Annotated in this window: 19 protein-coding genes and 1 riboswitch; of the genes, 13 read left to right on the top strand and 6 right to left on the bottom strand. The window is 71.6% G+C overall.

What is annotated here, in order from left to right:
- Nucleotides 1-14 precede the first annotated feature (14 nt).
- The gene (locus OG589_RS22350) at nucleotides 15-542 is read left to right on the top strand and encodes a DUF6817 domain-containing protein (protein ID WP_405151901.1); all 528 of its coding nucleotides are present in this window, start codon (nucleotides 15-17) and stop codon (nucleotides 540-542) included.
- Here the strand turns inward: OG589_RS22350 and OG589_RS22345 are convergent.
- Both OG589_RS22345 and OG589_RS22340 read right to left on the bottom strand, forming a co-directional pair.
- Nucleotides 529-1,851 carry an MFS transporter gene (locus tag OG589_RS22345; RefSeq protein ID WP_405151900.1) on the bottom strand — a complete coding sequence of 441 codons (1,323 nt, stop codon included), beginning with the start codon at nucleotides 1,849-1,851 and terminating at the stop codon, nucleotides 529-531. The two genes, OG589_RS22350 and OG589_RS22345, sit on opposite strands and share 14 nt — an antisense overlap.
- Nucleotides 1,848-2,423, bottom strand: a complete 576-nt coding sequence (locus OG589_RS22340; protein ID WP_405151899.1) for an ArsR/SmtB family transcription factor — start codon at nucleotides 2,421-2,423, stop codon at nucleotides 1,848-1,850. Before OG589_RS22340 ends, OG589_RS22345 begins: the two co-directional genes overlap by 4 nt.
- A gap of 397 nt (nucleotides 2,424-2,820) precedes the next feature.
- Nucleotides 2,821-2,980, top strand: a riboswitch (cyclic di-AMP (ydaO/yuaA leader).
- Nucleotides 2,981-3,062: 82 nt separating this feature from the next.
- Between OG589_RS22340 and OG589_RS22335 the strand changes: the two genes are divergently transcribed.
- The 4 genes from OG589_RS22335 (at nucleotide 3,063) to OG589_RS22320 (ending at nucleotide 7,208) form a co-directional block, all read left to right on the top strand.
- A complete protein-coding gene (locus tag OG589_RS22335) occupies nucleotides 3,063-3,530 on the top strand; it encodes a C40 family peptidase (RefSeq protein ID WP_405151898.1) in 468 nt (155 codons plus the stop codon).
- 240 nt (nucleotides 3,531-3,770) lie between these two features.
- Nucleotides 3,771-4,604, top strand: coding sequence for a hypothetical protein (locus OG589_RS22330; protein ID WP_405151897.1), 834 nt, complete (start codon nucleotides 3,771-3,773; stop codon nucleotides 4,602-4,604).
- Nucleotides 4,605-4,704: 100 nt separating this feature from the next.
- Nucleotides 4,705-6,003, top strand: a complete 1,299-nt coding sequence (locus tag OG589_RS22325) for a M48 family metallopeptidase (protein WP_405151896.1) — start codon at nucleotides 4,705-4,707, stop codon at nucleotides 6,001-6,003.
- Nucleotides 6,000-7,208, top strand: coding sequence for a glycosyltransferase family 4 protein (locus OG589_RS22320; protein ID WP_405151895.1), 1,209 nt, complete (start codon nucleotides 6,000-6,002; stop codon nucleotides 7,206-7,208). Before OG589_RS22325 ends, OG589_RS22320 begins: the two co-directional genes overlap by 4 nt.
- 49 nt (nucleotides 7,209-7,257) lie before the next feature.
- On the opposite strand, the gene OG589_RS22315 is transcribed toward OG589_RS22320, so the two are convergent.
- From OG589_RS22315 to OG589_RS22305, 3 genes are all read right to left on the bottom strand, one after another.
- Complete coding sequence (locus tag OG589_RS22315; protein ID WP_405151894.1) at nucleotides 7,258-11,511, bottom strand: HAMP domain-containing protein; 4,254 nt, start codon at nucleotides 11,509-11,511, stop codon at nucleotides 7,258-7,260.
- A gap of 209 nt (nucleotides 11,512-11,720) precedes the next feature.
- On the bottom strand, nucleotides 11,721-13,835 hold the full coding sequence (locus OG589_RS22310; RefSeq protein ID WP_405151893.1) for a prolyl oligopeptidase family protein: 2,115 nt from the start codon (nucleotides 13,833-13,835) through the stop codon (nucleotides 11,721-11,723).
- 87 nt (nucleotides 13,836-13,922) lie between these two features.
- Nucleotides 13,923-14,102, bottom strand: coding sequence for a response regulator transcription factor (locus OG589_RS22305; protein ID WP_405151892.1), 180 nt, complete (start codon nucleotides 14,100-14,102; stop codon nucleotides 13,923-13,925).
- Nucleotides 14,103-14,592: 490 nt separating this feature from the next.
- Between OG589_RS22305 and OG589_RS22300 the strand changes: the two genes are divergently transcribed.
- Nucleotides 14,593-16,032, top strand: coding sequence for a sensor histidine kinase (locus OG589_RS22300; protein WP_405151891.1), 1,440 nt, complete (start codon nucleotides 14,593-14,595; stop codon nucleotides 16,030-16,032).
- On the opposite strand, the gene OG589_RS22295 is transcribed toward OG589_RS22300, so the two are convergent.
- Nucleotides 16,023-17,822: an AMP-dependent synthetase/ligase gene (locus tag OG589_RS22295; protein ID WP_405151890.1), complete on the bottom strand. Its 1,800-nt coding sequence runs from the start codon at nucleotides 17,820-17,822 to the stop codon at nucleotides 16,023-16,025. The two genes, OG589_RS22300 and OG589_RS22295, sit on opposite strands and share 10 nt — an antisense overlap.
- A gap of 229 nt (nucleotides 17,823-18,051) precedes the next feature.
- Here OG589_RS22295 and OG589_RS22290 point away from each other — a divergent pair, with 229 nt between their 5' ends.
- The 7 genes from OG589_RS22290 (at nucleotide 18,052) to OG589_RS22260 (ending at nucleotide 24,192) form a co-directional block, all read left to right on the top strand.
- A complete protein-coding gene (locus tag OG589_RS22290; RefSeq protein ID WP_405151889.1) occupies nucleotides 18,052-18,819 on the top strand; it encodes a metallophosphoesterase in 768 nt (255 codons plus the stop codon).
- Between the two features lie 86 nt (nucleotides 18,820-18,905).
- Nucleotides 18,906-19,343, top strand: a complete 438-nt coding sequence (locus OG589_RS22285) for an SRPBCC family protein (RefSeq protein WP_405151888.1) — start codon at nucleotides 18,906-18,908, stop codon at nucleotides 19,341-19,343.
- The gene (locus tag OG589_RS22280) at nucleotides 19,340-20,524 is read left to right on the top strand and encodes an ArsA family ATPase (RefSeq protein WP_405151887.1); all 1,185 of its coding nucleotides are present in this window, start codon (nucleotides 19,340-19,342) and stop codon (nucleotides 20,522-20,524) included. The genes OG589_RS22285 and OG589_RS22280 overlap by 4 nt, the downstream gene beginning before the upstream one ends.
- Nucleotides 20,524-21,138 carry a hypothetical protein gene (locus OG589_RS22275; RefSeq protein WP_405151886.1) on the top strand — a complete coding sequence of 205 codons (615 nt, stop codon included), beginning with the start codon at nucleotides 20,524-20,526 and terminating at the stop codon, nucleotides 21,136-21,138. Before OG589_RS22280 ends, OG589_RS22275 begins: the two co-directional genes overlap by 1 nt.
- Nucleotides 21,139-21,174: 36 nt before the next feature.
- Nucleotides 21,175-22,119, top strand: a complete 945-nt coding sequence (locus OG589_RS22270; protein WP_405151885.1) for an ROK family glucokinase — start codon at nucleotides 21,175-21,177, stop codon at nucleotides 22,117-22,119.
- A gap of 37 nt (nucleotides 22,120-22,156) precedes the next feature.
- Nucleotides 22,157-22,849 (top strand): endonuclease/exonuclease/phosphatase family protein, encoded by a 693-nt coding sequence (locus tag OG589_RS22265; RefSeq protein WP_405151884.1) that lies wholly within the window; start codon nucleotides 22,157-22,159, stop codon nucleotides 22,847-22,849.
- A gap of 110 nt (nucleotides 22,850-22,959) precedes the next feature.
- Nucleotides 22,960-24,192 carry a hypothetical protein gene (locus OG589_RS22260; RefSeq protein WP_405151883.1) on the top strand — a complete coding sequence of 411 codons (1,233 nt, stop codon included), beginning with the start codon at nucleotides 22,960-22,962 and terminating at the stop codon, nucleotides 24,190-24,192.
- Nucleotides 24,193-24,285 lie beyond the last annotated feature (93 nt).

Below are 24,285 nucleotides of genomic sequence, written 5' to 3'. Positions count from 1 at the left end.
AACAGGAAGAGCTCTTGAGCGCCCCGGTGGTCGAGTTGCTGGCCGCGCGAGGCGCCCGGGACATCGCCCATCCGGGCGGAACGCTCCTGGCCCACCTGAGGCGCGTCCACGCACTGCTCCGGGAGTGGGGGGCGCGGCCGGCGGTGCGGCTGGCCGGGCTGAGCCACGCCTACTACGGCACCGACGGCTTCCCCACCGCTCTGGGCGAGGTGACCCGCCGGGAGGAGCTGGCCGGGGTCGCCGGCGAGGAGGCCGAACGGCTCGTCTACTTCTACGCCAGCTGCGACCGCGCCTTCTCCTACCCGCGCCTAGCCGAGGACGGGGGGCCCTTCAAGGATCGTTTCACCGGCGCCCTGCTCCACCCGCCGCTCGCCCTGCGCCGGGACTTCGCCGAGATCACCGCGGCCAACGAACTGGACCTCGCCCGCGTCAATCCCGATATCCGCGCCCGTCACGGGCGGGAACTGCTCGACCTGTTCACGGCCTGGGAGGTCCTGCTCAGCGGCCCCGCGTGGCGGGCGGTGCGGCTCATCCTGCCCTGACGGCGGACGGGGGCGCCGAGGGCAGGTCCCTGTTGCGGCGGATCGGCCCGGCGAGCAGGACGAGACCCGTCAGCGCCAGGGCTCCTGTGATGATCCACATCGATGGGCGGACGCCGATGGCTTCACCGAGCACCCCGGCGATCAGCGCGCCCAGCGGGAGCGTGCCGTAGTTGACGAACTGCATGCTGACCGAGACGCGGCCCATCAGCTCGCGGGGGCAGTACATCTGGCGGAAGCTCGACTTGATGACGTTGCCCGCCACCACGCCCGCGACGACGCCGAGGCCTCCCACGACCACGAACGCCAGGCCAGGGCCCGGGCTCGCCAGCGGGATGAGCAGGCCGAACGGCGCCCCGATCATCTCGCACACCATGAGGGCGCGGGCGCTTCCGAGGCGCCGCGAGATCCGGGTGGCGCTCGCGGCGCCGGCCACGCCGCCGAGGCTGGTGGCCGCGATCAGGGCGCCGGCCGTGCCGGGGCTCACGCCGATGTCGCCGACCAGGAAGACGATGAAGATCGACTGGTAGCCGATGAGGGCGAGGTTGCTGATGGCCCCGAAAACCGTGAGCACGCGGAGATACGGATCGCGGGCGACGAAGCGCAGCCCCTCGCCGATCTCCCGCCGCAGCGTGGTCGTCCGGCGTGCCCGGCTGACGGACGCCTCGCGTGTGCGCATCGCGAGCAGGCAGAGCGCCGAGACCAGGAACGTCAGCGCGTCGACCAGCAGGCCGGTGACGGCGCCGAAGAGCTGCGCTATCAGGCCGCCCAGACCGGGGCCCACGACCTGGGCGGCCGACTCGCTGCCCTGGAGCTTCGCGTTGCCCTCAGGCAGGTCGGCGACGGGGACCACGGCGGGAAGGTAGACCTGGTAGGCGGTCTGGAAGAACACCTTGGCGGTGCCGGCGAGCAGCGCGACGGCCAGCAGATGGCCGATGGTCAGCCGGCCCCACCAGGCGGCCACCGGGACGCTGAGGAACAGCAGCAGCGAGGCGGCGTCGCAGATCAGCATCACCGGCCGCCGGGGGAGGCGGTCGACCCACGCCCCGGCCGGCAGGCCGATGATCAGCCAGGGCAGCCACGCCGCCGCCGTCAGCAGTGCCACGACGAACGTGCTCGTGTGCAGGACGGTGATCGCGACCAGCGGCAGGGCGACGCTGGTGAGGGTGCTGCCGAAGCTGCTGGCGGTCTCTCCGGTCCACAGCAGCCGGAAGTCGCGGTCGCGCAGCAGGCCGCCCCTGCGGCGGCGTACGGCGCCCGGGCCGGTGGGACCGGCGGCGCCGGTGTGGGTCTGGGTGCCGGCGTCGCTCACGGCTGCCCCGGGACGCCGAAGGCGAACAGGAACACCGGGTCGCGCCGCTCCCCGTCGTCGGGCACCTCGCGCTTCGCCCACCGGTCGAAGAGGGCGGTGACCTCCTGGGACAGCTCGTACAGCTCGGACGGCGTCAGCCGCAGCCACTTGTCGGTGGCGAACGGGCCGTCCCCCCAGGCCTCGTGCTCGTCGTCCCCGGCGGAGTACCAGGCGCGTACCAGGCTGACGTGGTGGTCGAGGTTGAGCGAGGTCGCCGCGTTGGCGATGGCCGCCGCGGCCGGGTCGTCGCCGAAGTCCTTGGTGGACCAGCGCACGCCGGCCGACACCAGCCGCCACCAGCGCTCGCGGCGGTCGCGGGCCAGCTCGGGGGCCTCCTCGATCAGCTCGCTGGCGCCCAGCACCCGCAGGTGGTGGCTGACGTTGGCGACGGCCTGGCCGGTGCGCTCGGCGAGCATGCTGGCCGTCGAGGGGCCGTCCACCTTCAGCACGTCCATGAGACGGCGCCGCAGGGGATGGGCCAGGGCGGCGAGCACCCGCGAGTCGGTGATCGTGCGGATGTTGTCTTGATCCATTGCACCAGGCTGACATGCGCAACGGCTGCTGCGCAAGAGCTGTTGCGGAACAGTTCTTGCGGATCCCGGTGACCGAAACCCTCGGCACAAGATCGCCGACTCGTGGGGCGGGAGTGACCGGTGTGACTCGCGAGTGGTGCCGTTTCGGGATATGTGAGGGGAATCACATTTAGGTAAATGAGGCCCCTGATTTGCAGGCGTTATGCGTTATCGATCATCGGTAATTGATCTACAGACTTGCCCGCGCCTTTGCCTACATTTGAGGATCTGTGTAGCTTCTGGGCCGCGGCGAGCACGCCATGCCGTCGTGAGCGAAGCCGGTCCGGCCGGTCGATGTACGCAGAACAAATCCATTGGTCACCGCCGTCGAAGTAAGGCGCGAATCAGGACCGCAGGCAGCGGTGACCTGCCGAATCCGTGCGGCAAGGAGCGCGGAACCGGGGACCCAATTGACCCTAAATGTGGGGTCAGGGGGTGAATCGGCGCCATTGGTGCCGTAGGGCGACTTCCAAGCCCGAATCCGTCAGCTAACCCGGTAGGCGTGAGTGGAAGAATCAAGGAGCGATCCTGTCCAGCACCACGCATAACCCCCGCCTGTCTCGCTTCGCCCGCCTCTCCCTCGGCGGTGTCGTGCTCACCATGACGGCCTCGGCCGGGGCGGTCGCGATGCAGGCGACGGCGGCTGACGCCGCCACGGTGACCACCGCTCAGAGCTCCTCCAAGCTGAGCAAGGTCGCCAAACAGCGAATCAAGGCGCACACGGCCGTCTCCGTGGCCAAGAAGCAGGTCGGCGATCCGTACCGGTGGGGTGCCAGCGGCCCCGGCGCGTTCGACTGCTCAGGGCTCGTCATGTACGCCTGGCGCAAGGCCGGCGTGAAGCTTCCTCGCATCGCGGCCAGCCAGTTCCGCTCTGTGAAGAAGAAGATCTCCTGGAAGAACCTCAAGCCGGGCGACCTGATGTTCTTCAGCGGCCTCGGTCACGTCGGCATGTACGTCGGGCACGGCAATATGATCCACTCCCCGCACAGCGGTGCGCGGGTGCGCATCGACAAGCTGAGCGGCTACCGCAAGGCCGCCTTCGTTGGAGCGGTCCGCCCCGGAGCGTGACCCGCGTGCCAGGGGACTTCCCAGGACTCCTTTCCCGAGAAGCCTCTCCGGCGGCACGCTGAGCACGCGAAGGTCGTGAGGGCCCCGTCCACCTCTCTCCCCTCGAGGCGGACGGGGCCTTCGCACGTTCTCCGGGCCCGCCCCTGCCCGCCGGAGCGGGCGGGTAGGGCGGGCTGGGTCCGGGGTGCGGGCGGGTGCGGGCGGGCCGGGCCCTGGGGAGCGGGCAGGTAGATTGCCCGCATGCGCGTCGTCTGGCTCTGGGCCGCACTGGCGGGGCTGCTGGCCGCGCTGTCGGGTCCCCCCGCCGGCGACGGCCCGTGGTCGCGTGCGGGCTCGGTGATGCGCGAGCATCCGGAGATCTGGTCAGGGGCCGAGGTGGTACGGGGCGAGCGTTCCGCCGTCATCGGACGGCCGGGCGGCGCGGGCGGCCCGGGCCTCGCGGGCCTGGCCGACCTCGCCCGCAGGGCCGACCGCGCCGCCCGCACCGTGTCCCGGGTCGCGGGCCCCGTACGGCCGCTCATCCTGGTCCCCGCGACCACCGACCAGGCCGCGAGGCTCGCCGCGCCCGCCGCGGTGGGCGGGCTGGCCGCGGTGGCCGGCACCGACCGCGTGATCATCGAGCCGAGCTCGTTCGCCCGCCTGACCGGCGCGGGCCGCGACGTCGTCCTGGCCCACGAGCTCACGCACGTCGCCACCGGGGCGGCGACCGACGGGCGTACGCCCAAGTGGCTGATCGAGGGGTTCGCCGACTACGTCGGCTACCTCCGCTCTGGGATCCCCGTCGCCTCCGCGGCGGCCGAGCTGGCAGCCGAGGTGCGTGCCGGGAGCCTGCCGGGCGCGCTCCCGGGCCCGGCCTCGTTCGCCGCCGGGTCCGCGCGGCTGGCGCAGGCGTACGAGGAGGCGTGGCTCGCCTGCCGGTATGTCGCGGGGCGCTTCGGCGAGAGGGCCCTTGTGACCCTCTACCGTGAGTCCATGCGAAGTGACCCGCGTACCGCGCTCGGCCGGGCTCTGGGCATGACCACGGAGCAGTTCACCGCCGCCTGGCGTGAGTACGTCCGAAGGGAGCTCTCGTGACGACGACGCCGCGCCCCAGGCGTGATGTGAGGGGCCCGGCCGCCACGGCGGCGGGCCGCCCGGGGCATGGAGCGGGCGTCCGGGGGAAGGGGCAGGTGGGATGGCGGGGCTGATCGATGAGGCCCGCAGCGGCGTGCGCGCGGGCGGGGCAGCGCGTGCGGCGGGCATCGCGCTCGTCGTGCTGGGCGTGGTCCTGGCCGCCGTGGTCGCGGTCACCACGCCGTGGCGGCCCCTGCCGGGCGCCGCCCCGGCCGTGACGCCCGATCCCGCGCGCGACTTCACCCCCGGGCAGATCTCCCGCGCCGCCGCGTTCGACGCCGCCGTCAACGTCCCTGTGTACCTTTCGCTGGCGGTCACTCTGGTCGTCGCGGGCGTGCTGGTCCTGACGCCGTTCGGCGCGTGGGTCACGGGCCGCCTCAGGGGGCCGTGGTGGCTGCGCACGCTGCTCGGCGTCCTCGCGCTCTCGGCCGTGAGCCTGCTGCTCAAGTGGCCGATCGGCATGTGGTACGAGACCCGCCTGCGGGCCTTCGGCCTGTCCACGCAGCACTGGCCCGCCTGGTCGGCCGACCGGCTCAAGACCTTCGGCGTCCAGACCGTGCTGGTCGCGATCATGGTGCTGGCCATAGTGTGGCTGGCCCGCCGGGCGCCGCGGCGCTGGTGGATCCCCGCGGCGGCGGGGGCGTTCCTGCTCACCGTGGTCGCCTCGTTCGTCTACCCGGTCGTCGTGGAGCCGCTGTTCAACGACTTCACGCCGCTGCCTGAGGGGCGGCTGCGCAGCGACCTGATCGCCATGGCGAGCCGCGACGGCGTCCCCGTCGAGGACGTGCTGGTCGCCGACGCCTCACGCAGGACCACCGCGCTCAACGCCTACGTCTCCGGGTTCGGGGCGACGCGGCGCATCGTCGTGTACGACACGCTGCTGCGGGCGCCGGCGGGCGAGGTCGAGCTGGTCGTCGCCCACGAGCTCGGCCACGCCAAGAACGGCGACGTCCTGTACGGCACGCTGGTCGGCGCGCTCGGCGCCGCCGCCGGGGCCTGTCTGCTGTTCATGGTGGTCTCGCTCCCCTCGGTGCGGCGCCGCGCCGGCGTCGCGTCGGTGGGCGACCCCCGGGCGGTCGGGCTCCTGCTCGGCCTGATGAGCCTGGCCACCGTGCTCTCCGGCCCCGCCGAGAACGTCGTCAGCCGCCAGATCGAGACCAGGGCGGACGTGCACGCGCTCGACCTGACCCGCGACCCGGCGACGTTCGCGGCGATGCAGAAGCGCCTCGCCGTGACCAACATCTCCGACCTGTCGCCCGACGCCTTCGAGTACCTCATGTACGCGTCCCACCCGACGAGCCCTCAGCGCCTCGCCCTCGCACGCTCCTGGGCCCGCCTGCACGGGCTGCCGGAGCCGTGACCCCGCCCGAGCGCGACCCCGGGCACGCGAAGACGCTGGTCGTGACCAACGACTTCCCGCCGAGGCCCGGCGGCATCCAGGCATTCGTGCACGCGCTCGCCGTACGCCGCCCGCCGGGCTCCGTCACCGTCTACGCGTCCCGGTGGGACGGCTGGGAGGAGTTCGACGCGCGGCAGCCGTACCGCGTCGTGCGGCATCCCACGTCGCTGATGCTGCCCGTGCCCGACGTCGCCAGGCGGGCCGCCGCGCTGGTGCGCGAGGAGGGGTGCGACACGGTCGTGTTCGGCGCGGCGGCGCCCCTCGGCATCCTGGCGCCCTCGATGCGCGCGGCGGGAGCGCGGCGGGTGGTCATGCTGACCCACGGCCACGAGGCCGCCTGGGCGGGCGTGCCGCTCGTGCGGGGCCTGCTCGCGAGGATCGGCTCCCACGCGGACGCGATCACCTACCTCGGCGACTACACCCGCGAGAGGCTGGCGCGGGTGATGCCGCCCGCGAAGCTCGTACGGCTCGCGCCCGGCGTGGACACCGAGGTCTTCCACCGGGGGGCGGGCGGCGCCGGGGTGCGGGTGTCGCTCGGCATCGGCGAACGGCCCGTCGTGGTGTGCGTCTCCCGGCTGGTCCCGCGCAAGGGGCAGGACACGCTCGTACGCTGCTGGCCGGCGGTGCTGCGGGACGTGCCGGACGCCGTGCTGCTGCTGGTCGGCGGCGGGCCGTCCCGCGGCGCCCTCGAACAGGCGATCAGCTCGGCCGGCCTGAACGACTCGGTCATCGTGACGGGGTCCGTCCCGTGGAACACCCTGCCCGCCTACTACGACGCCGGTGACGTGTTCGCCATGCCGTGCCGCACGCGGCTGGGCGGGCTCGACGTGGAGGGCCTCGGCATCGTGTACCTGGAGGCGTCGGCCACCGGGCTGCCGGTCGTCGCGGGCGCCTCCGGCGGCGCGCCCGACGCGGTGCGCGACGGCGAGACGGGCGTGGTGGTGGACGGCGAGGATCCGGCCGCGGTGGCGTCGGCCCTGACGGCCCTGCTGAACGACCCGGCCCGCGCCCGTGACATGGGCGAGCGGGGCCGCGCCTGGATCGAGCGCGAGTGGCGCTGGGACCTCGTGGCCGACCGCTTCGCCGAACTCCTGTCCCACCCCGCCCCCGGCCGCACGGAGACCGGCTCAGCCCCCGACACCGGCTCGGCCGACGGCCTGAGGTGAGTATCTCGGCTTTCGGGCGTCCGGGGTCAGTTCGTCGCCGGCCCGAGCCTCACAGCTCCAGCCAGCGCTGCATGCGGTCGATGAGCTCCTCGGCGTCCACGGGCTTGGTGACGTAGTCGCTGGCGCCCGAGGAGAGGGTCTTCTCTCGGTCGCCGTGCATGGCCTTGGCGGTCACCGCGATGATCGGCAGGTTGGCGAAGCGGGGCATCTCGCGGATCGCGGCCGTCGCGGCGTACCCATCCATCTCGGGCATCATGATGTCCATCAGCACGAGGTCGACGTCGTCGTTGCGCATGAGCACCTCGATGCCCTTGCGGCCGTTCTCGGCGTAGAGCACCTGCATGCCGTGCAGTTCGAGGATGTTGGTCAGCGCGAAGACGTTGCGGACGTCGTCGTCGATCACCAGCACCTTGCGGCCGAGCAGGCCGCTGTCGACCTTCTCGACGTCGCGGGCCACCTCGTCGGGGCTGGCCTGCACCAGGGGCAGCACGTCGCCGGGCCCCTTCGCCGACAGGTGGAGCGTGATGCGCTCGCGAAGCTCGTCCAGGCTGGGCAGGCGCTCCAGCGGCTGGGTGCGCGAGCGGCCCTGCAGGAGGTTCTCCTGGGGGCGGGTGAGCTTGCGCGTGTGGTGGGCGAGCACCGGAAGCGAGCGCAGGACGGAGTCCTCGTCGAGCCTGCGCAGGAACTCCGCCGCCGCGTCGTGCGGCATGCCGAGGTCGAGCACGATGCAGTGGTAGCCATCGCGGGCCAGCGCGGCGAGCGCGCTGTCGGGGTTGCTGGCGGTGGTCACCCGTACGGGCCCGTGGGTCTCCGTCAGATCGCTCACGACGCTCTGCGCCAGCAGGGACAGCAGCCCGTTCGGCCTGGCCTCCACGACGAGCAGGCGGCGCCCGTCCTCACCGGGCGCGCCGCCGGGGCCGGCCGACGCGGGCAGCTCCACCGCCTCCGCCGGCGCCGTGTCGAACGGCTGGGCGCCGAAGGACGCGGCAGGGGAGGGCGCCGTGGTGGGCTCCCCGGAGAAGTGCGTCATCGGCAGGTAGAGGCTGAACGTGCTGCCCTCGCCGAGGGTGCTCACCGCGCGGATCTCGCCGTTGAACAGCGTGGCGATCTCGCGGCTGATGGACAGGCCGAGGCCTGTGCCGCCGTACTTGCGGCTCGTGGTGCCGTCGGCCTGCTGGAAGGCGTCGAAGATCTGCGAGAGGTTCTCCTCGGCGATGCCGATGCCGGTGTCCACCACGTGGAAGGCGAGGGCCTGCTGCCTCGGCCCGGCGGGGAGGTCCATCTCACCGGCCCGCTCGACGCGGAGCTTCACCGAGCCCGCCTCGGTGAACTTCACCGCGTTGGACAGCAGGTTGCGCAGCACCTGGCGGAGCCGCTGCTCGTCCATCAGGAGCTGGGTGGGGACGTCCGAGCCCACCCTGACGTCGAACCGCAGCCCCTTCTCCGTGGTCAGCGGCCTGAACGTCGCCTCGACGTAGTCGAGGAGCTGGCGGATGTGGAACGGCTCCAGGGTGAGGTCCATCTTGCCGGCCTCGATCTTGGACAGGTCGAGGATGTCGTTGATGAGCTGGAGCAGGTCGGTGCCCGCCGAGTGGATGACGTTGGCGTACTCCACCTGCTTGGCGGTGAGGTTGCGAGCGGGGTTCTGCGCGAGGAGCTGGGCGAGGATCAGCAGCGAGTTGAGCGGTGTGCGCAGCTCGTGGCTCATGTTGGCCAGGAACTCGCTCTTGTACTTCGAGGCGAGCGCGAGCTGCTGGGCGCGGTCCTCCAGCTCCTGGCGGGCCTGCTCGATCTCGATGTTCTTGGTCTCGATGTCGCGGTTCTGCTGGGCGAGCAGCTCGGCCTTCTCCTCCAGCTCGGCGTTGGAGCGCTGGAGCTCCTCCTGGCCGACCTGCAGCTCGGTCGCGAGCCGCTGCGACTCGGTCAGCAGGGCGTCGGTGCGGGCGTTGGCGACGATGGTGTTGACGTTGACGCCGATCGTCTCGACGAGCTGCTCCAGGAAGTCGCGGTGGGTCTGCGTGAACCTGTTGAGGCTGGCCAGCTCGATCACGCCGAGAACCTGGTCCTCGACCACGATGGGCAGCACGATGAGGTTGACCGGGCCCGCCTGGCCGAGGCTGGAGGAGATCGTGAGGTAGCCCGGGGGGACCTCCTCGACCAGGATGGTGCGCTTGGCGAGCGCGGCCTGCCCGACCAGCGAGTCGCCCAGGGCGTACCGGCGGGACACCTCCTGGTGGCCGTAGCTGCCGACCACCAGCAGCTCGGTGGCGCCCGCGGTCTCCTCGGCGAGCAGGAAGGTGCCGTGCTGCGCGGACACCAGGGGCGCCAGCTCGTTCATGACCAGCTCGGCGACGACGGCGAGGTCGCGGTGGCCCTGCATGAGCCCCGAGATGCGGGCCAGGTTGGTCTTGAGCCAGTCTTGCTCCTGGTTCGCCCTGGTGGTCTCCCTGAGGGACTTCACCATGGAGTTGATGTTGTCCTTGAGCTCGGCCACCTCGCCGGAGGCGTCGACGGTGATCGAGCGCGTGAGGTCGCCCGAGGTGACCGCGCTGGTCACCTCGGCGATGGCGCGCACCTGCCGGGTGAGGTTGCCGGCCAGCTCGTTGACGTTCTCGGTGAGGCGCTTCCAGGTGCCGGAGACGCCCTCGACCTCCGCCTGGCCGCCCAGCCTGCCCTCGCTGCCGACCTCGCGGGCGACGCGGGTGACCTCGGCCGCGAAGGAGGAGAGCTGGTCGACCATCGTGTTGATCGTGGTCTTGAGCTCCAGGATCTCGCCGCGCGCGTCGACGTCGATCTTCTTGGTCAGGTCGCCCTGGGCGACCGCCGTGGTGACCTGGGCGATGTTGCGGACCTGGCTGGTGAGGTTGTTCGCCATGGAGTTGACGTTGTCGGTGAGGTCCTTCCAGGTGCCGGCGACGTTCGGCACGCGGGCCTGGCCGCCGAGCTGGCCCTCGGTGCCGACCTCGCGGGCCACGCGGGTGACCTCGTCGGCGAAGGCGCTCAGCGTCTCGACCATCGTGTTGATCGTCTGCGCCAGCGCGGCCACCTCGCCCTTGGCCTCGACCGTGATCTTCTGGGAGAGGTCGCCCCTGGCCACCGCGGTCGCCACCTGGGCGATCGACCGCACCTGGCCGGTGAGGTTGGATCCCATGACGTTGACGTTGTCGGTGAGGTCCTTCCAGGTGCCGGACACGCCCCGGACGGTCGCCTGGCCGCCGAGGTTGCCCTCGGTGCCGACCTCGCGGGCGACGCGGGTGACCTCGTCGGCGAACGCCGAGAGCTGGTCGACCATCGTGTTGATGGTCTCCTTCAGCTCAAGGATCTCGCCACGCGCGTCCACCCGGATCTTCTGCGACAGGTCGCCCTTGGCCACCGCCGTGGTGACCTCGGCGATGCTGCGCACCTGGGCCGTGAGGTTGTCGGCCATGACGTTCACCGACTCGGTGAGCGCTTTCCAGGTGCCGGAGACGCCCTTGACGTCCGCCTGGCCGCCGAGGCGGCCCTCGGTGCCGACCTCGCGGGCGACGCGGGTGACCTCGTCGGCGAAGGAGGAGAGCTGGTCGACCATCGTGTTCAGTGTGTTCTTGAGCTCGAGGATCTCGCCGCGGGCCGAGACGGTGATCTTCTGCGACAGGTCGCCGCGCGCGACGGCCGTGGCGACCTGCGAGATGTTGCGGACCTGGTCGGTGAGGTTGCCGGCCATGGAGTTCACCGAGTCGGTGAGGTCGCGCCAGGTGCCCGCGACCTCGGTGACCTGCGCCTGGCCGCCCAGCCGCCCTTCGGTGCCGACCTCGCGGGCGACGCGGGTGACCTCGTCGGCGAAGGAGGAGAGCTGGTCGACCATCGTGTTGATGGTGTTCTTGAGCTCGAGGATCTCGCCGCGGGCCGAGACAGTGATCTTCTGCGACAGGTCGCCCTTGGCGACCGCCGTGGTGACCTGGGCGATGCTGCGGACCTGGTCGGTGAGGTTGCCCGCCATGGCGTTCACCGAGTCGGTGAGGTCCTTCCAGGTGCCGGAGACGCCGGGCACCTCGGCCTGCCCGCCGAGCTGGCCCTCGGTGCCGACCTCCCTGGCCACGCGGGTCACCTCGGAGGTGAACAGCGAGAGCTGGTCGACCATGCCGTTGAAGACGGTCGCGATCTCCCTGTAGAGCCCGTCGCCGTCCTCGGGCAACCGGGTGCCGAAGTCGCCGTCGCGGACCGCCGTGAGCCCCGCCAGCAACTGCCGCAGGTCGACCTCGGGACCGCCCCCGCCGCTCCGGCTCGGCCGGCCGCGCTTGGCGGTGCTTACGCTCTCAACCATGTCCACCCTTTGGGATCCGCGCCAACACCTCGCCAAGCCATCGTATAGACGTGTTCACGGCATCGATGACCTCTTGTGGCGGCCGGGTCAGGTGGCCCGGGTAGAGGGCTGCCCGTCTATGCCGGCGCGCCTGGAAGATCACTCGGCCGGACGGCCGCAGGATCGGCGAGCCGTCGACGACCCGGTCCGGGAAGATGCCCGGGTCTCGATCACCGGGCGGCCTCTGATGTTGCGACGGGCGTCTCCCCCGGGGTAGGTGGTGCGATGTCGAGCGCCCAGCAGTAGAAGCTCAGTTCGTCGACGTCTTGTTCGATGAGCGCCGTGAGCGTGGTGCCGCCGCCGTGGCCCGAGGCCCGGAGGGGCAGCAGGAGATAGGGTCCGCCCTGCGTGCCTTCGGCCTGGAGCATGGCGACCATCTTGAGAGGGTCGTACGGTGGCGCGACCCGGTCGTTCAACGCCGACACGAACGTCATTACGGGGTAGCGGCGATCGGCTCGGACGTTGTGATACGGCGAATAGCCGGCGAGATACGCGCCCTCGACGGGATCGTCGGGCGAGCCGTATTCGACGGTCGCCGAGCTCAGGTAGCCGAATTTCGGGAAGTTCAGCATGTCCAGGACGGGCGCGCGGCAGTAAACGGCTCCGAAGGCCTCTGGTGCTTGCATGGCGGTGACGGCGACGAGCAGACCGCCGTTACTGTTGCCACGCGAAACGAGCTTGGAGGGAGTCGTATAGCCCGCCGACTCGAGCCAACGCGCCGCGGCGATGTAGTCATCGAAGGCGTTCTGCCGCCGCGTCTTGCATGCCCCCTCGTGCCAGGCGCGGCCGTATTCGCCGCCGCCTCGCACGTTTGCGAAGGCGAGGACGCCGCCCAGCTTCAACCAAGCGGCGTTCAGGGCCGAAAAGCGTGGCTCCAGCGGGATGTTGAAGCCACCGTAGCCGCTCAGACGTACGGGCCGGCGCCCGCCGCGAGGGAGGTCTTTGCGGTGAACGATGAACATCGACACCCGCGTGCCGTCCAGCGACTCGTACCAGACCTGGTCCGTCACGTACGCGGACGCGTCCAGCCCGACGTCGGGCACGTGGTACGGGGATAGGCGGTCGGCCGCGTAGTCGTACCGGTAGACCGATGGTGGCTGCACGTACGACGTGAAGTTCACCCACACCTCGTCGCCGCTCCAGGTGCCGCCGACGCCGCTGATGATGCCTTCGCCCTCGTTGCGATTCACCGAGCCGAGCGCCGGCAGCACCAGGTTGCGTAGGTAGGCGCCGTCTTCGGCGTGGATGCGCACGCGATGCGACGCCGCATGTGAGTAGACGGCGTAGAGTCGGCCGCCGACGCCGGCGACTGTCTGCAGTGTGTCCGAGTTCTCGGGGATGAGCGTCCGCCACTTCGTCGGCGCCGTGAGTGGCGCGACGCAGAGACGGCCGCGCGGCGCGTCCAGATCGGTATGGACGAGCAGCGAGTCGCCGATCACCTGCACCTGGTTGAGAGACCGCATGGTGGGAGCGACCGGCACGAGCGCGTCGTCCGCGAGGCGTAGCAGGTAGACGACGTTGGCGTGCACATAGTCCCACTTGTAAAGCACGGCGAAGCGGTGGCACTCGCTGATCTTGACGGAGCACCAGTACTCCTTCGCGTGGTCGTCGCCGAAGATCCGGCGGGCCGGCGCGTCCGACCCGAGCCGGTGCTCGTAGATGGCGTTCCAGTGCGCCTCGTCGCCCGCGGGCACCTCACCAGGCTCGGGACACGCCGCATAGAAGAACCCTGACCCGTCGGGTCGCCAAGCCGGTGACGTGTGGCTCGTACCGCGGGGCCGGTCGGGGAGCAGCCGCCCCGTCTCGACGTCGAGCACGTGGATCATCGCGTCGTGGGTGCCGCCAACGGCCTTCCCGAACGCGACCAGCGTGCCGTCGGGGGACGGCACGGCGAACACCAGCGCCTCGTCGCTCCTCCATGCGTTGGGGTCGAGTACCGTTTCGAGCGGTGCGTCCTTGCTGCGCCGCACCATGAGACAGGGCTTCTCGTCGTTGGCGTCCGCCTGCCAGACGAACTCGCGTCCGTGCGGGCCGGTGCGAATCGGCGGCGACAGCCGCGCATGGCGCGCTGAGCGGGCGACCGTTGCCCGCAGCCAGTCGCGTCCCGGCGCTCCGCGCAGCACAGCATGCGTGACGGCTTCCTGCGCATTGATCCACGCCTGGGTCTCCGCGTCGTCGAGCCGCTCCAGCCAGGCGTAGGGGTCGTCAAATCGCTTACCGTGCAGCATGTAGCCGCTATCCGGATCGTGTCGCGTCGTGGGCACTGTTAATGTGAGTCTTTTCATCAGGTGATTCTCCACTGGCGCGCGACCAGCCTGTGCGGCTACGGCGCGCCGCCGGCGCGCCAAGGCCAACTCCTCATCGGCCGCGCGTCAATGTTCCGGCGTCGTCTCCGCCAGTTCGCTCAGCGCGGTCCGGTTGGGGAGGCCGGTCTTGGTGAGGAGGGACGCGACGTGCTTTTCCACGGTGCGCGGCGACAGGTGCAGCCGCGTCGCGATCTCCCGGTTTCCGAGGCGCCGGGCGAGCAACCGCAGGACCTCGTACTCGCGCACGGTGACTCCGGCTCGGGCTAGCAAGCCCGATGGCTACCTTCTCGGCTCGTACCGCATCGCCACTGCCCCCGAGCCGAACTCCAGCCGGCTCACGAGCTTCAAGTCGACATGCTTCGATAGCCCCGCGAACAACGTCGGCCCGTGGCCCGCGAGCCTGGGATGCACCACAAACTCGTTGGAGTCCCTGGATTGAGATCGTCCTGCCATGAACGGGTGCCGGGGCCGCCCGTCGCCGCGATGCCGCGGGCGACCGGGGGCTCGAGCGCGCGGCTGGTCTCATTGCCGTGACCTGGGCTGACGCAGACCTTAATGTACCCCGGTGGCCCGCCCGCCGTCCGGACGGTAAGCACCAGGTCAGCGATCGGTAATAAATTGTTTTGCTTTCTGTATGCATTGTGGTGATTGGCGGTAAAGCGCGCTTAATATGCAAAGAGATTGCGTTACGTTTATTCTCCTCGCGTTTACACGGATACAGGGAGCAAGATTCGCCTTGAGGTTCAGATGGCACCGGCTGCCACGTCCGCGCTCGATCCAGGGTCGCTTCACCCTGACCGTGGGGATGCTGTCCCTGATCGTCCTCACCGTGATCGGTGTCGGTCTCGACCTCGGCATCCGCAACAGGATCGAGGAGCACATCTACGGCGAGACGCAACGGGCCGCCATCGACTGGATCGCGTCGATGCGACCGGGCCTGGTAGCGCCGCCCGAGGCGACGGGTCACGTCGACTACCTCCAGCTCGTCGACTCCCGTGGCGAGCTGGTCGCGGCCAGCGCGTCGGCGGCGCAGCTGCCGCCGATCAGCAAGGACCGGCTCATCGACGAGCGCCCCCGCTACCTCACCGAGTGCCCGCCCCAGGGCGGCTGCCTCCTGGTCGCGGCCATGCGGGTCCTTCCGCAGGCGAACTTGCTGCTGTGGGGCGGCGAGCGCCACTACGTGTACGCCGGGACCAAAGAGCCCGCCATCCTGGCCACGCGCTACCTGGAGGGCGCCATCGCCGCCCTGGTGCTGCTCATCTCCGCCGCCGTCGCCTGGATCACCTGGAGCGTCGTGGGCCGGACGCTGCGTCCGGTGGCGGCGATCCGCGAGAAGGTGTGCGAGGCCACGGTGAACGACCTGAGCACGCGGGTCCCGGAGCCGCCCGGCGACGACGAGATCGCCCGGCTCGCCCGCACCTCCAACGAGTTCCTCGAGCAGCTGGAGCAGGCCGTGACCTACCAGCGCCGCTTCGCCTCCATGGCCTCACACGAGCTCAGGTCACCGGTCGCCGCCCTGCGGGTGCAACTCGAGGAGGCGCTGACCTACCCCGACGAAGTGAATCCGCACGAGACCATCCGGAAAACGCTCAGGACGGCGGAGCGCTTCCAGGCGCTCATCGACGAGGTGCTGGCGTACACGCGGGTCAAGAAGACGCACATGTCACCCCCCGCGCCGCTCGACCTCGCCGCGCTCGTGTGGGAGGAGGTGGAGGCCAGGACCCACGGCACGCCGGTGCGGATCCGCGGCGGCGGCGAGCTGGTCGTGCTCGGCAGGCGGCTGCAGCTGATCGGAGTCCTGGGCAACCTGCTGACGAACGCGCAGCGGCACGCTCACTCGCGCGTCGACGTCACCGTGGAACGCGTGGGCGACCAGGCCGTCGTCACCGTGCTGGACGACGGTGACGGCATCGCTCCCGGCGACCGCGAGCGGGTCTTCGAACCCTTCGTCCGCCTGGCGGACGGACGGCGCAGCGACCCGGGCGGCAGCGGGCTCGGCCTCGCCATCTGCCGGGAGACCGCCAAGACCCACAGAGGAACCCTCACGGTCGAGGACTCTCCGCGAGGCGCGCGGTTCGTGCTCCGCCTGCCGCTCATGGACGCCGACCGCGCCCCGGCCCGTACGCCCGACCGCACCCCGGCCCGGACGCGATTGGCCTCGACTCGTCAGCCGTAGAGGGCGTCGATGTCCTTGGCGAAGTCGCGGACGACCAGGTTGCGCTTGACCTTGAGCGACGGGGTGAGGTGGCCGCTCTCCTCGGTGAAGTCCGTCTCCAGGATGACGAACTTCTTCACCTGCTCGGCCTTGGAGACCTGGGTGTTCGCGTCGTCCACGGCGGCCTGGACGGCGGCGATCACGGCCGGGTCGGAGGTGAGCTCGGCGAGCGAGGCGCCGGACCTGCCGTTGGCGTCCTTCCACTGGTCGAGGGCCTCGGGGTCCAGCGTGACCAGGGCCGCGACGAACGGCCGGTCGTCGCCGACCACCATGGCCTGGCTGACCAGCGGGTGGGCGCGGATGCGGTCCTCCAGGGGCGCGGGCGCGACGTTCTTGCCCGCGGCGGTGACGATGAGCTCCTTCTTCCTGCCGGTGATCCGCAGGTAGCCGTCCTTGTCCAGCTCGCCGACGTCGCCGGTGTGGAACCAGCCGTCGGCGTCGACGGCCTCGGCGGTGGCCTGCTCGTTGTTCCAGTAGCCGTCGAAGATGTGGCGGCCCTTGACCAGCACCTCGCCGTCGTCGGCGACGCCGATGGTCACGCCGGGGAACGGCTTGCCGACGGTGCCGATCTTGTTGGCGCCCGGGATGTTCACGGTCGAGGGGGCGGAGGTCTCGGTGAGGCCCCAGCCCTCGTAGATCTCGATGCCCGCGCCCTTGAAGAAGTTGCCGAGCCGCTCGCCGAGCGCCGAGCCGCCGGAGACGGCCGCGTTGAGCCGGCCACCGGTGGCCGCGCGCAGCTTGCCATACACGAGCCTGTCGAACAGGGCTCGCCTGAGCCGGAGGCCGAGCCCGGCGCCGCCGGAGCTCTCGGCGCGGCTCCACGCGATCGCGGTGTCCACCGCGCGGTGGAAGATCTTGCTCTTGAGGCCGCCCCCGGCGGAGGCCTTCTGCTCGGCGGCGTTGTAGACCTTCTCGAACACGCGGGGCACGCCGAGCAGGAAGGTCGGCTTGAAGGCCTGCAGGTCGGGGGCGACGTTCTTCATGTTGGGGGTGTGCGCGAGGACGGTGCCGGTCTCGATCAGCACGACCTCGATGATGCGGGCGAAGCTGTGGGCCAGCGGCAGGAACAGCAGCGCGGCCCGGCCGTCGACCTCGAACAGCGCCTCCAGCGGGCCCTTCGCGACGTTGTGCGCGGTGAACAGCAGGTTGTCGTGGGTGAGGCGGCAGCCCTTGGGACGGCCCGTCGTGCCCGAGGTGTAGATGATCGTGGCGAGGTCGCGGCCGCCGCGCGCGCGGCGGCGCTCCTTGAGCGTCTCGTCGGGCACGTCCGCGCCGGCGGCGGTCAGCTCGGCGAACGCGCCCCCCTCGATGCGCCAGATGACCGGGTCTCCGGCGACGCCGGAGAGGGCCTGCCTCACGGTCTCCTCGTGCGACCCGGTCTCGACGATCACGCCCTTTGCGCCGCTGTCGGACACGATCCAGCTCACCTGGTCGGCGGAGGAGGTCTCGTAGATCGGGACGCTCACCGCGCCCGCGGCCCAGATGGCGTAGTCGGCGACCGTCCACTCGTAGCGGGTGCGCGACATGAGCGCCACGCGGTCGCCCGGCTCGACGCCCGCGTCGATCAGGCCCCTGGCCACCCCGGCGACCTGGTCGCGGAACTCGGCGGCGGTGACGGGGGCCCAGGCGTCGCCGGCCTTGCGGCTGATCACCACTGCCCCGGGCTCCTGGTCGCCGCGCCTGAACACCGTGTCGGCGCAGTTGGCGGATGCCGGTACGTCCACCAGCACGGGAACGCTGTACTCGCGCACGGTCACTCCTCTGGGTGCACGCAGGAAGGATGTCTCTGCCGGAGGGCTGCCTGGACGCTATCGCTTCGCGTCGCGCGGGGATAGTCCGTCACCCACCGTTCATAACGGTCGATTCACGCTATCAGGGTCGTCCGGCGGGCCGCCCGGCCCGAGCCGGTGACCTCGCGCGTGTCGTCGCTTGACGGCCAAGCGCTAGGTCGGGTATGGCCCGGGTACTACGATGTCCGTCATGCGGGTCCATGTCGTCAGTGACGTCCACGGGCGCGCGGACGCCCTCTCCCGCGCGGGAGAGGGCGCCGACGTGCTCATCTGCCTCGGCGATCTGATCCTCTTCGTCGACTACCACGACCCCTCGCAGGGCATCTTCGGTGAGCTGTTCGGCGAGGAGCGGGCGTCGGAGTTCATCGCGCTGCGCACGGCCGGCCGCTTCGAGGAGGCGCGGAGCATGTCCGCCGCGCTGTGGGCGTCCCTCGGCGGGGAGCCGCGCGACCACATCGAGGGAGCCGTCCGCGAGCAGTACACGCGCATCTTCGCCGCCATGCCCACGCCCGCCTACCTCACCTACGGCAACGTCGACCTGCCCGGTCTGTGGGGCGACTACGTCAGGGACGGCCACCACGTGCTCGACGGCCAGACCGCCGAGATCGGCGGGCTGACCTTCGGGTTCGTGGGTGGCGGCCTGCGCACCCGCTACCGCACCCCGAACGAGGTCGACGACGAGGAGTTCGCCCGCAAGGTCGAGGCGGTCGGCGCCGTCGACGTGCTCTGCTGCCACATCCCGCCCGCCGTCCCCGGCCTGCTGTACGACGTGGTGGCGCGGCGGTTCGAGCGGGGGAGCCGGGCGACGCTGGAGGCGATCAAGGCCACCCAGCCCCGCTACGCCCTTTTCGGCCACGTGCACCAGCCGCTGGCCGCGCGCACCCGCATCGGCCGCACCGAATGCGTCAACGTCGGGCATTTCCGCGGCCGGGGCAGCCCCTTCGCCCTCGACCTCTGAGCCCCGCCCCGCATGAGCGCCGCGCGACTTCGGAGATCGGCCGTGCGGACGTTCGCTCGGGAACGGTGAACGAGTACGGTAAGGCCATGGCTGATCGCACCACGTCCAGCATCACGATCGGCGCCGCCCCGTCGACCATCACGGCGGTCATCGCCGACTTCGCCGCCTACCCCGAGTGGGCAGGTCAGGTGAAGTCCGCGAAGGTCCTGTCCGTGGGCGACGACGGGCGCCCGGCCACCGTGCGGTTCGTCCTCGACGCCGGGGTGATCAGCGACGAGTACACCCTGGCCTACCGCTGGCGCGGCGACGAGGCCGTCGACTGGGACATCGCCGAGCCTGGCAAGATGGTGTCCGCGCTCACCGGCAGCTACCGCCTCGCGGAGGCGGGCGGGCGCACCGAGGTGACGTACGAGCTGGCCGTCGACCTCAAGGTCCCCATGATCGGCATGATCAAGCGCAAGGCCGAGAAGGTCATCGTCGACACCGCGCTCAAGGGTCTCAAGAAGCGCGTCGAGGGCCGATGAGCGCCGGGACCCCGAGAATCCTCCTCTTCACCGGCAAGGGGGGAGTGGGCAAGACCACCGTGGCCGCGGCGACCGCCACGCTCGCCGCCCGCCGAGGGCTGAAGACGCTCGTGGTCTCCACCGACACCGCCCACTCCCTCGCCGACGCGCTCGGCGTGCCCGGCTCGGGCGAGCCCGCCGAGGCGGCCCCGGGCCTGTACCTCCAGCAGGTGGACACCCAGCGTGCCCTGGAGCGCCACTGGGGCGACCTGCGGGAGTACGCCAGGGGCCTGCTGGCCGAGCTCGGCCTCGACGAGATCACCTCCGAGGAGCTCACGGTGCTGCCGGGGGCCGAGGAGATCATCGCCCTGCTGGAGCTGCGCGAGCAGGTGCGCACCGGCCGGTGGGACGTCGTCGTGGTCGACTGCGCCCCGACGGCCGAGACGCTCCGCCTGCTCGCCCTTCCCGAGGCGCTCGACTGGCACGTCAGCCGCCTGCTGCCCGCCGGCCGCAGGCTGATGCGGGCGCTGGCCCCGGTGATCCGGCACGTCGCCCGCCTCAGCGTCCCCGAGGACAGCGTGGTGAGCGCGGGCGAGCGGCTGCACGCCGGGCTCATGGGGGTGCGCGAGCTGCTGACCGGCGACGACGCCTCCGTGCGGCTCGTGCTCACGCCCGAGGCCGTCGTGGTCGCCGAGGCCCGCCGCACCTTCACCTCCCTGAGCCTGTACGGCTACCGCGTCGACGCCGTCGTCGCCAACCGGGTGTTCCCGGGCGACGGCTCCGACGCGTGGCGGCGCGGCTGGGTGGAGGCCCAGTCCAGGCACCTGGCGGCGGTAGAGGAGTCCTTCGCGCCGCTGCCCGTCCACCGGGTGCCCTACCTCCCCGCCGAGCCGGTCGGGCCCGAGGCGCTGGCCGCGCTGGCGGAGGAGCTGTACGGCAAGGCCGACCCGTTCGCGCCGCCGTCCGGCGAGCCCCCGCTGACCATCCGGTCCGAGGGCGACGTCCACGAGCTGACCCTCGCCCTGCCGCTGGCGGACAAGAGCGAGGTCGACCTGGCGAGGAAGGGCGACGAGCTGATCGTCACCGCGGGCTCCTACCGCCGGGTCCTCGCGCTGCCCGCCGCGCTCGCCCGCAGATCGGTCATGGACGCGGCGCTCCGGGACGGCCACCTCCGGGTACGGTTCGAGGCAGGAGGGGCCTGATGACCGAAATGAACGAGAACCACGGCGACCTGCCCGAGGACGGGCGGCAGGAACGGCGCGAGCACACCGGCGGCGCCGGTGAGCGGCAGGACGTCCAGCGGGGCGTCAGCCGTGACGAGTGGCTGAGGGAGCGCGACCGGCGCGCGGCGGCCGACGAGGAGCGGGCGGGGCGGCGCGAGGATCCCCGTGGCGGTGCCAGGGACGACCGGCCCGACCCCCTGAGCTCGATCACCGGCGAGGCGCGGAAGCTTTTCGACTCGCTGCAGCAGAGGGCGGGCCGCGAGCTCGGCAAGGGCATCGTCAAGGGCGGCGTGAGCGGCCTCGGCCAGGGGCTGGGTCAGGCCTTCGGCGGCGCGAAACGCGGAGCCGGAGACGTGTGGAGCGAGGCGGTGGCCGGGCATGACGATGATGAGTACATCTGCCGGGCCTGCCCCGTCTGCAGGCTCAAGGCCGCCAGGCGCGACGCCGGCGGCGACGTCGCCGACCACCTGATCACGGCGGGCGGCGAGCTTTTCGCCGCGTTCCGCCAGGCGGTCGACGCCATGTCGCGACCCGCCACGCCGAGGCGCCCCGGCGACACGGACACCCGAGTAGAGCACATCGACCTGGGCTGAGGGCCTGGCGGGATTCTCGGGGGGAAGGGATGAGAAATGGCGCTGACGATCGGCGTTGACATCGGCGGTACGAAGATCGCCGCCGGGGTCGTGGACGAGGACGGCCACATCGTGGAGAACCTCCTGCGGCCCACGCCCGCGGACAGCCCCGACAAGGTGGCGGACACGATCGCCGAAGCGGTGCTCGATCTCGCGAGCCGCCACGACGTCGAGGCCGTCGGGCTGGGCGCCGCCGGGTTCGTCGATGAGACGCGGTCGGTCGTCAGGTTCGCCCCGAACCTCGCCTGGCGTGAGGAACCCCTGCAGAAGAAGGTCGCCGAGCGGGTCAACCTGCCCGTCGTGGTGGAGAACGACGCCAACGCGATGGCCTGGGGCGAATACCGCTTCGGCGCCGGGCGCGGCGAGAGCCACGTCGTGTGCGTCACCGTCGGCACCGGCATCGGCGGCGGCCTGGTCTTCGGCGGCTCGCTGTACCGCGGCCGGTGGGGCATGGGCGCCGAGATGGGCCACATGCAGGTGGTCCCCGGAGGCCGCCTGTGCGGGTGCGGCAACCTCGGATGCTGGGAGCAGTACGCCAGCGGCAACGCCCTGGTCCACGAGGCCAGGGTGGTCGCCGCCGCCGAGCCCGACCGCGCCGGCCGCATGCTGGAGCTCGCCGGAGGCTCGGTGTCCGACATCGAGGGCGAGCACGTCACGCAGGCCGCCCGCGAGGGCGACGCCGCGGCCCTGACCGCGTTCGCGACCATGGCCGAGTGGCTCGGCCAGGGCATGGCCGACCTCGCCGCCGTGCTCGACCCGGGGTGCTTCATCCTGGGCGGCGGCGTCTCCCGCGCCGCCGACCTGTGGATCGACCAGGCCCGCGCGGCGTTCCTCCGCGCGCTGACCGCTCGCGAGCACCGGCCGCACGCCGACATCCGCCCGGCCGAGCTCGGACCGGCCGCCGGTCTGGTGGGCGCGGCCGACCTCGCCAGGCATCCCTGACCGGCCACCTGGCACGAGGAACAGGCACCGGGGCCCCATGGTGATCCGCGTCGGCACCTACAACGTGCGGTCGATGTACGACGACAACGCCGCGCTGGCGCGGGTCATCAGGGCCATGGCGCCGGACGTGCTGTGCGTCCAGGAGGCCCCGCGCCTGCTCCGGTGGCGGAGCAGGCGCGCGGAGCTGGCCAGGGCCGCCGGCCTGCGGGTCGTCGCCGGGCGGCGCTGGGGCGGCGTGGCGGTGCTGGCCGCGCCGGGCACCCGGGTGGTCCACGCCGAGGGCCACCTGCTGCGGCCGTTCATGGGGCTGGAGCGGCGCGCGGTCGCCATCGCGGTGGTGGAGTGCGGGGACAGCAGGATCACCGTCGCCTCCGTCCACCTGGACCTCGTCGCCGCCGCCCGGCTGTGCCACGCCATCGAGATCATGGGCCTGGTCGAGAGCGTAGCCGAGCGCTTCGGGGCCCCGATCGTGCTGGCGGGCGACGTCAACGAGCAGCCGGGCGGGGCCGCCTTCCGGTACTTCACCCGGCGCCTCGCCGACTGCTACCCGCTGGCGCCCCGGGGCGACGGCCTCACCTTCACGGCGAGGACGCCTGGGAGGCGGCTGGACGTGGTCTTCGCCGCCCCCGCGCTGTCGGTGCGGTCCTGCGGCGGCGTCGACGCCGCCGCGGCCGACCTCCAGGCCGCCACCGACCACCTGCCCGTCGTCGCCGAGCTCCTGGCGAGCTGAGCCTTCCTCGGTCCGGCCCAGGGCGACGGCCGCGCAGGGTTCAGGTGACCGTTTGGTCAACATTCGGGTACCTGCCACGCGCGTGATGGCAGGACACGTACGATTTGGACATGTCCCGCCGCTTGTCGCGGCGTGCGTTGCCGATGTGCGTGATGCTGACCGCCGTGCTGACCAGTGCCCTCATCCACGCCACCTCCGCAGCGCACGCCCATGCCGACCCGCCACGTCCCCGTGCCGCCGAGCGCGGCCCGGCGGGCCTGCTCCAGGAGTCGGCGACGGCGCGGCTGCAGACCGACGGGTCCCTGTCCGACGTGGTGGGCCTGTCCAAGACGAACATCTGGGCCGTCGGACAGGAGGACGTCTGGGAGGCCTGGCAGAACCGCAGCGTGATCACCCACTGGGACGGCGGTACCTGGACCGAGATGGGCATACGCAACGACGCCTCCAGCGCCGGGCACCTGCGGTCGGTCGCGGCGGCCTCCCCCGGGGAGATCTGGGCGGTCGGCGACGGCCACGACGGCCTGCCGTACGTCGTGCGCGGCGACGGCTCGGCGTTCGACCGGGTCAGCGTGCCGCAGCTCGGCTCGGGTGACTCGCTCGGCGGCGTCGCGGCCGTTCCCGGCCGCATGGTCGCCGTGGGCAGCCGCACGAAGAAGACGCGCAACGGCGCCCGCGGAGCCCGTGAGGAGCGCTTCGCGCTCGTCGCGACGTCCACGGCCAAGGGCTGGACGGTCGTCGACGGCAAGGTCAAGGGCACTTTGTACGGCGTCGCGCTGACGCGCAAGGGCGACGGGCTCGCGGTCGGGGACGGCGAGGCGGGCCCCCTGATCATGCGGCTGTCCGGGAACACCTGGAAGCCGATGGCGGCACCGTCCGTCCAGGGAGGGTTCCTGCGCGACGTCTACATCGACGGGCCGAAGAAGGCCGTCGCCGTGGGCGGCGTCTACCACGACGGAGGGAAGATCGCGCCGCTGATCCTGACCTGGAACGGCAAGAGCTGGAGCCGGGCCTCGGTGCCCGGCCGCTACGCGGAGCTGTACGGCGTCACCGGGGACGGCAAGGGCCACTTCTGGGTGTCGGGGTTCGACCCCGACCACGCGAGCGCGGCGTACCTGCTTCGCGGTGGCGCGTCCGGGTGGCGGGTCGTCCGGGGGCAGACCTCGGCCAAGCCGCGCACCATGCGCCTGCAGGCTGTCACCCACGTCGGCGACCTGACGGTGGCCGTCGGCCACGTGGTGGACGCCTCCGACCACTACACCGACGTGGTCGAGCGCTTCCAGCCGGACACCTCCAAGAGCACCGCGACGAAGGTCAAGACCGAAGGCGCTCCGTCGGAGCGTTGAGGCCGGCCCGCCCTCGCCGCGGCGGCTCCCATGCCGGTGCGGGCGCGGTTGTAGCGAAATAGGAGTGAAGTTGAAGCACGCGGGGTGAGCGTG

Origin of the sequence: Sphaerisporangium sp. NBC_01403, assembly GCF_045040145.1 — a bacterium.
GTDB lineage: Bacteria > Actinomycetota > Actinomycetes > Streptosporangiales > Streptosporangiaceae > Sphaerisporangium > Sphaerisporangium viridialbum.
Note: the sequence above shows the minus strand (reverse complement) of the source record. Positions and strands in the feature narration are given on the sequence as shown.

What these genes read in the sequence shown, in the direction of transcription:
- OG589_RS22315 (WP_405151894.1), bottom strand. Translation starts at nt 11,511, where the DNA reads ATGGTTGAGAGCGTAAGCACCGCCAAGCGCGGCCGGCCGAGCCGGAGC.
- OG589_RS22260 (WP_405151883.1), top strand. Translation starts at nt 22,960, where the DNA reads ATGTCCCGCCGCTTGTCGCGGCGTGCGTTGCCGATGTGCGTGATGCTG.
- OG589_RS22330 (WP_405151897.1), top strand. Translation starts at nt 3,771, where the DNA reads ATGCGCGTCGTCTGGCTCTGGGCCGCACTGGCGGGGCTGCTGGCCGCG.
- OG589_RS22340 (WP_405151899.1), bottom strand. Translation starts at nt 2,423, where the DNA reads ATGGATCAAGACAACATCCGCACGATCACCGACTCGCGGGTGCTCGCC.
- OG589_RS22335 (WP_405151898.1), top strand. Translation starts at nt 3,063, where the DNA reads ATGACGGCCTCGGCCGGGGCGGTCGCGATGCAGGCGACGGCGGCTGAC.
- OG589_RS22270 (WP_405151885.1), top strand. Translation starts at nt 21,175, where the DNA reads ATGGCGCTGACGATCGGCGTTGACATCGGCGGTACGAAGATCGCCGCC.
- OG589_RS22325 (WP_405151896.1), top strand. Translation starts at nt 4,705, where the DNA reads ATGGCGGGGCTGATCGATGAGGCCCGCAGCGGCGTGCGCGCGGGCGGG.
- OG589_RS22280 (WP_405151887.1), top strand. Translation starts at nt 19,340, where the DNA reads ATGAGCGCCGGGACCCCGAGAATCCTCCTCTTCACCGGCAAGGGGGGA.
- OG589_RS22285 (WP_405151888.1), top strand. Translation starts at nt 18,906, where the DNA reads ATGGCTGATCGCACCACGTCCAGCATCACGATCGGCGCCGCCCCGTCG.
- OG589_RS22310 (WP_405151893.1), bottom strand. Translation starts at nt 13,835, where the DNA reads ATGAAAAGACTCACATTAACAGTGCCCACGACGCGACACGATCCGGAT.
- OG589_RS22265 (WP_405151884.1), top strand. Translation starts at nt 22,157, where the DNA reads ATGGTGATCCGCGTCGGCACCTACAACGTGCGGTCGATGTACGACGAC.
- OG589_RS22275 (WP_405151886.1), top strand. Translation starts at nt 20,524, where the DNA reads ATGACCGAAATGAACGAGAACCACGGCGACCTGCCCGAGGACGGGCGG.
- OG589_RS22290 (WP_405151889.1), top strand. Translation starts at nt 18,052, where the DNA reads ATGCGGGTCCATGTCGTCAGTGACGTCCACGGGCGCGCGGACGCCCTC.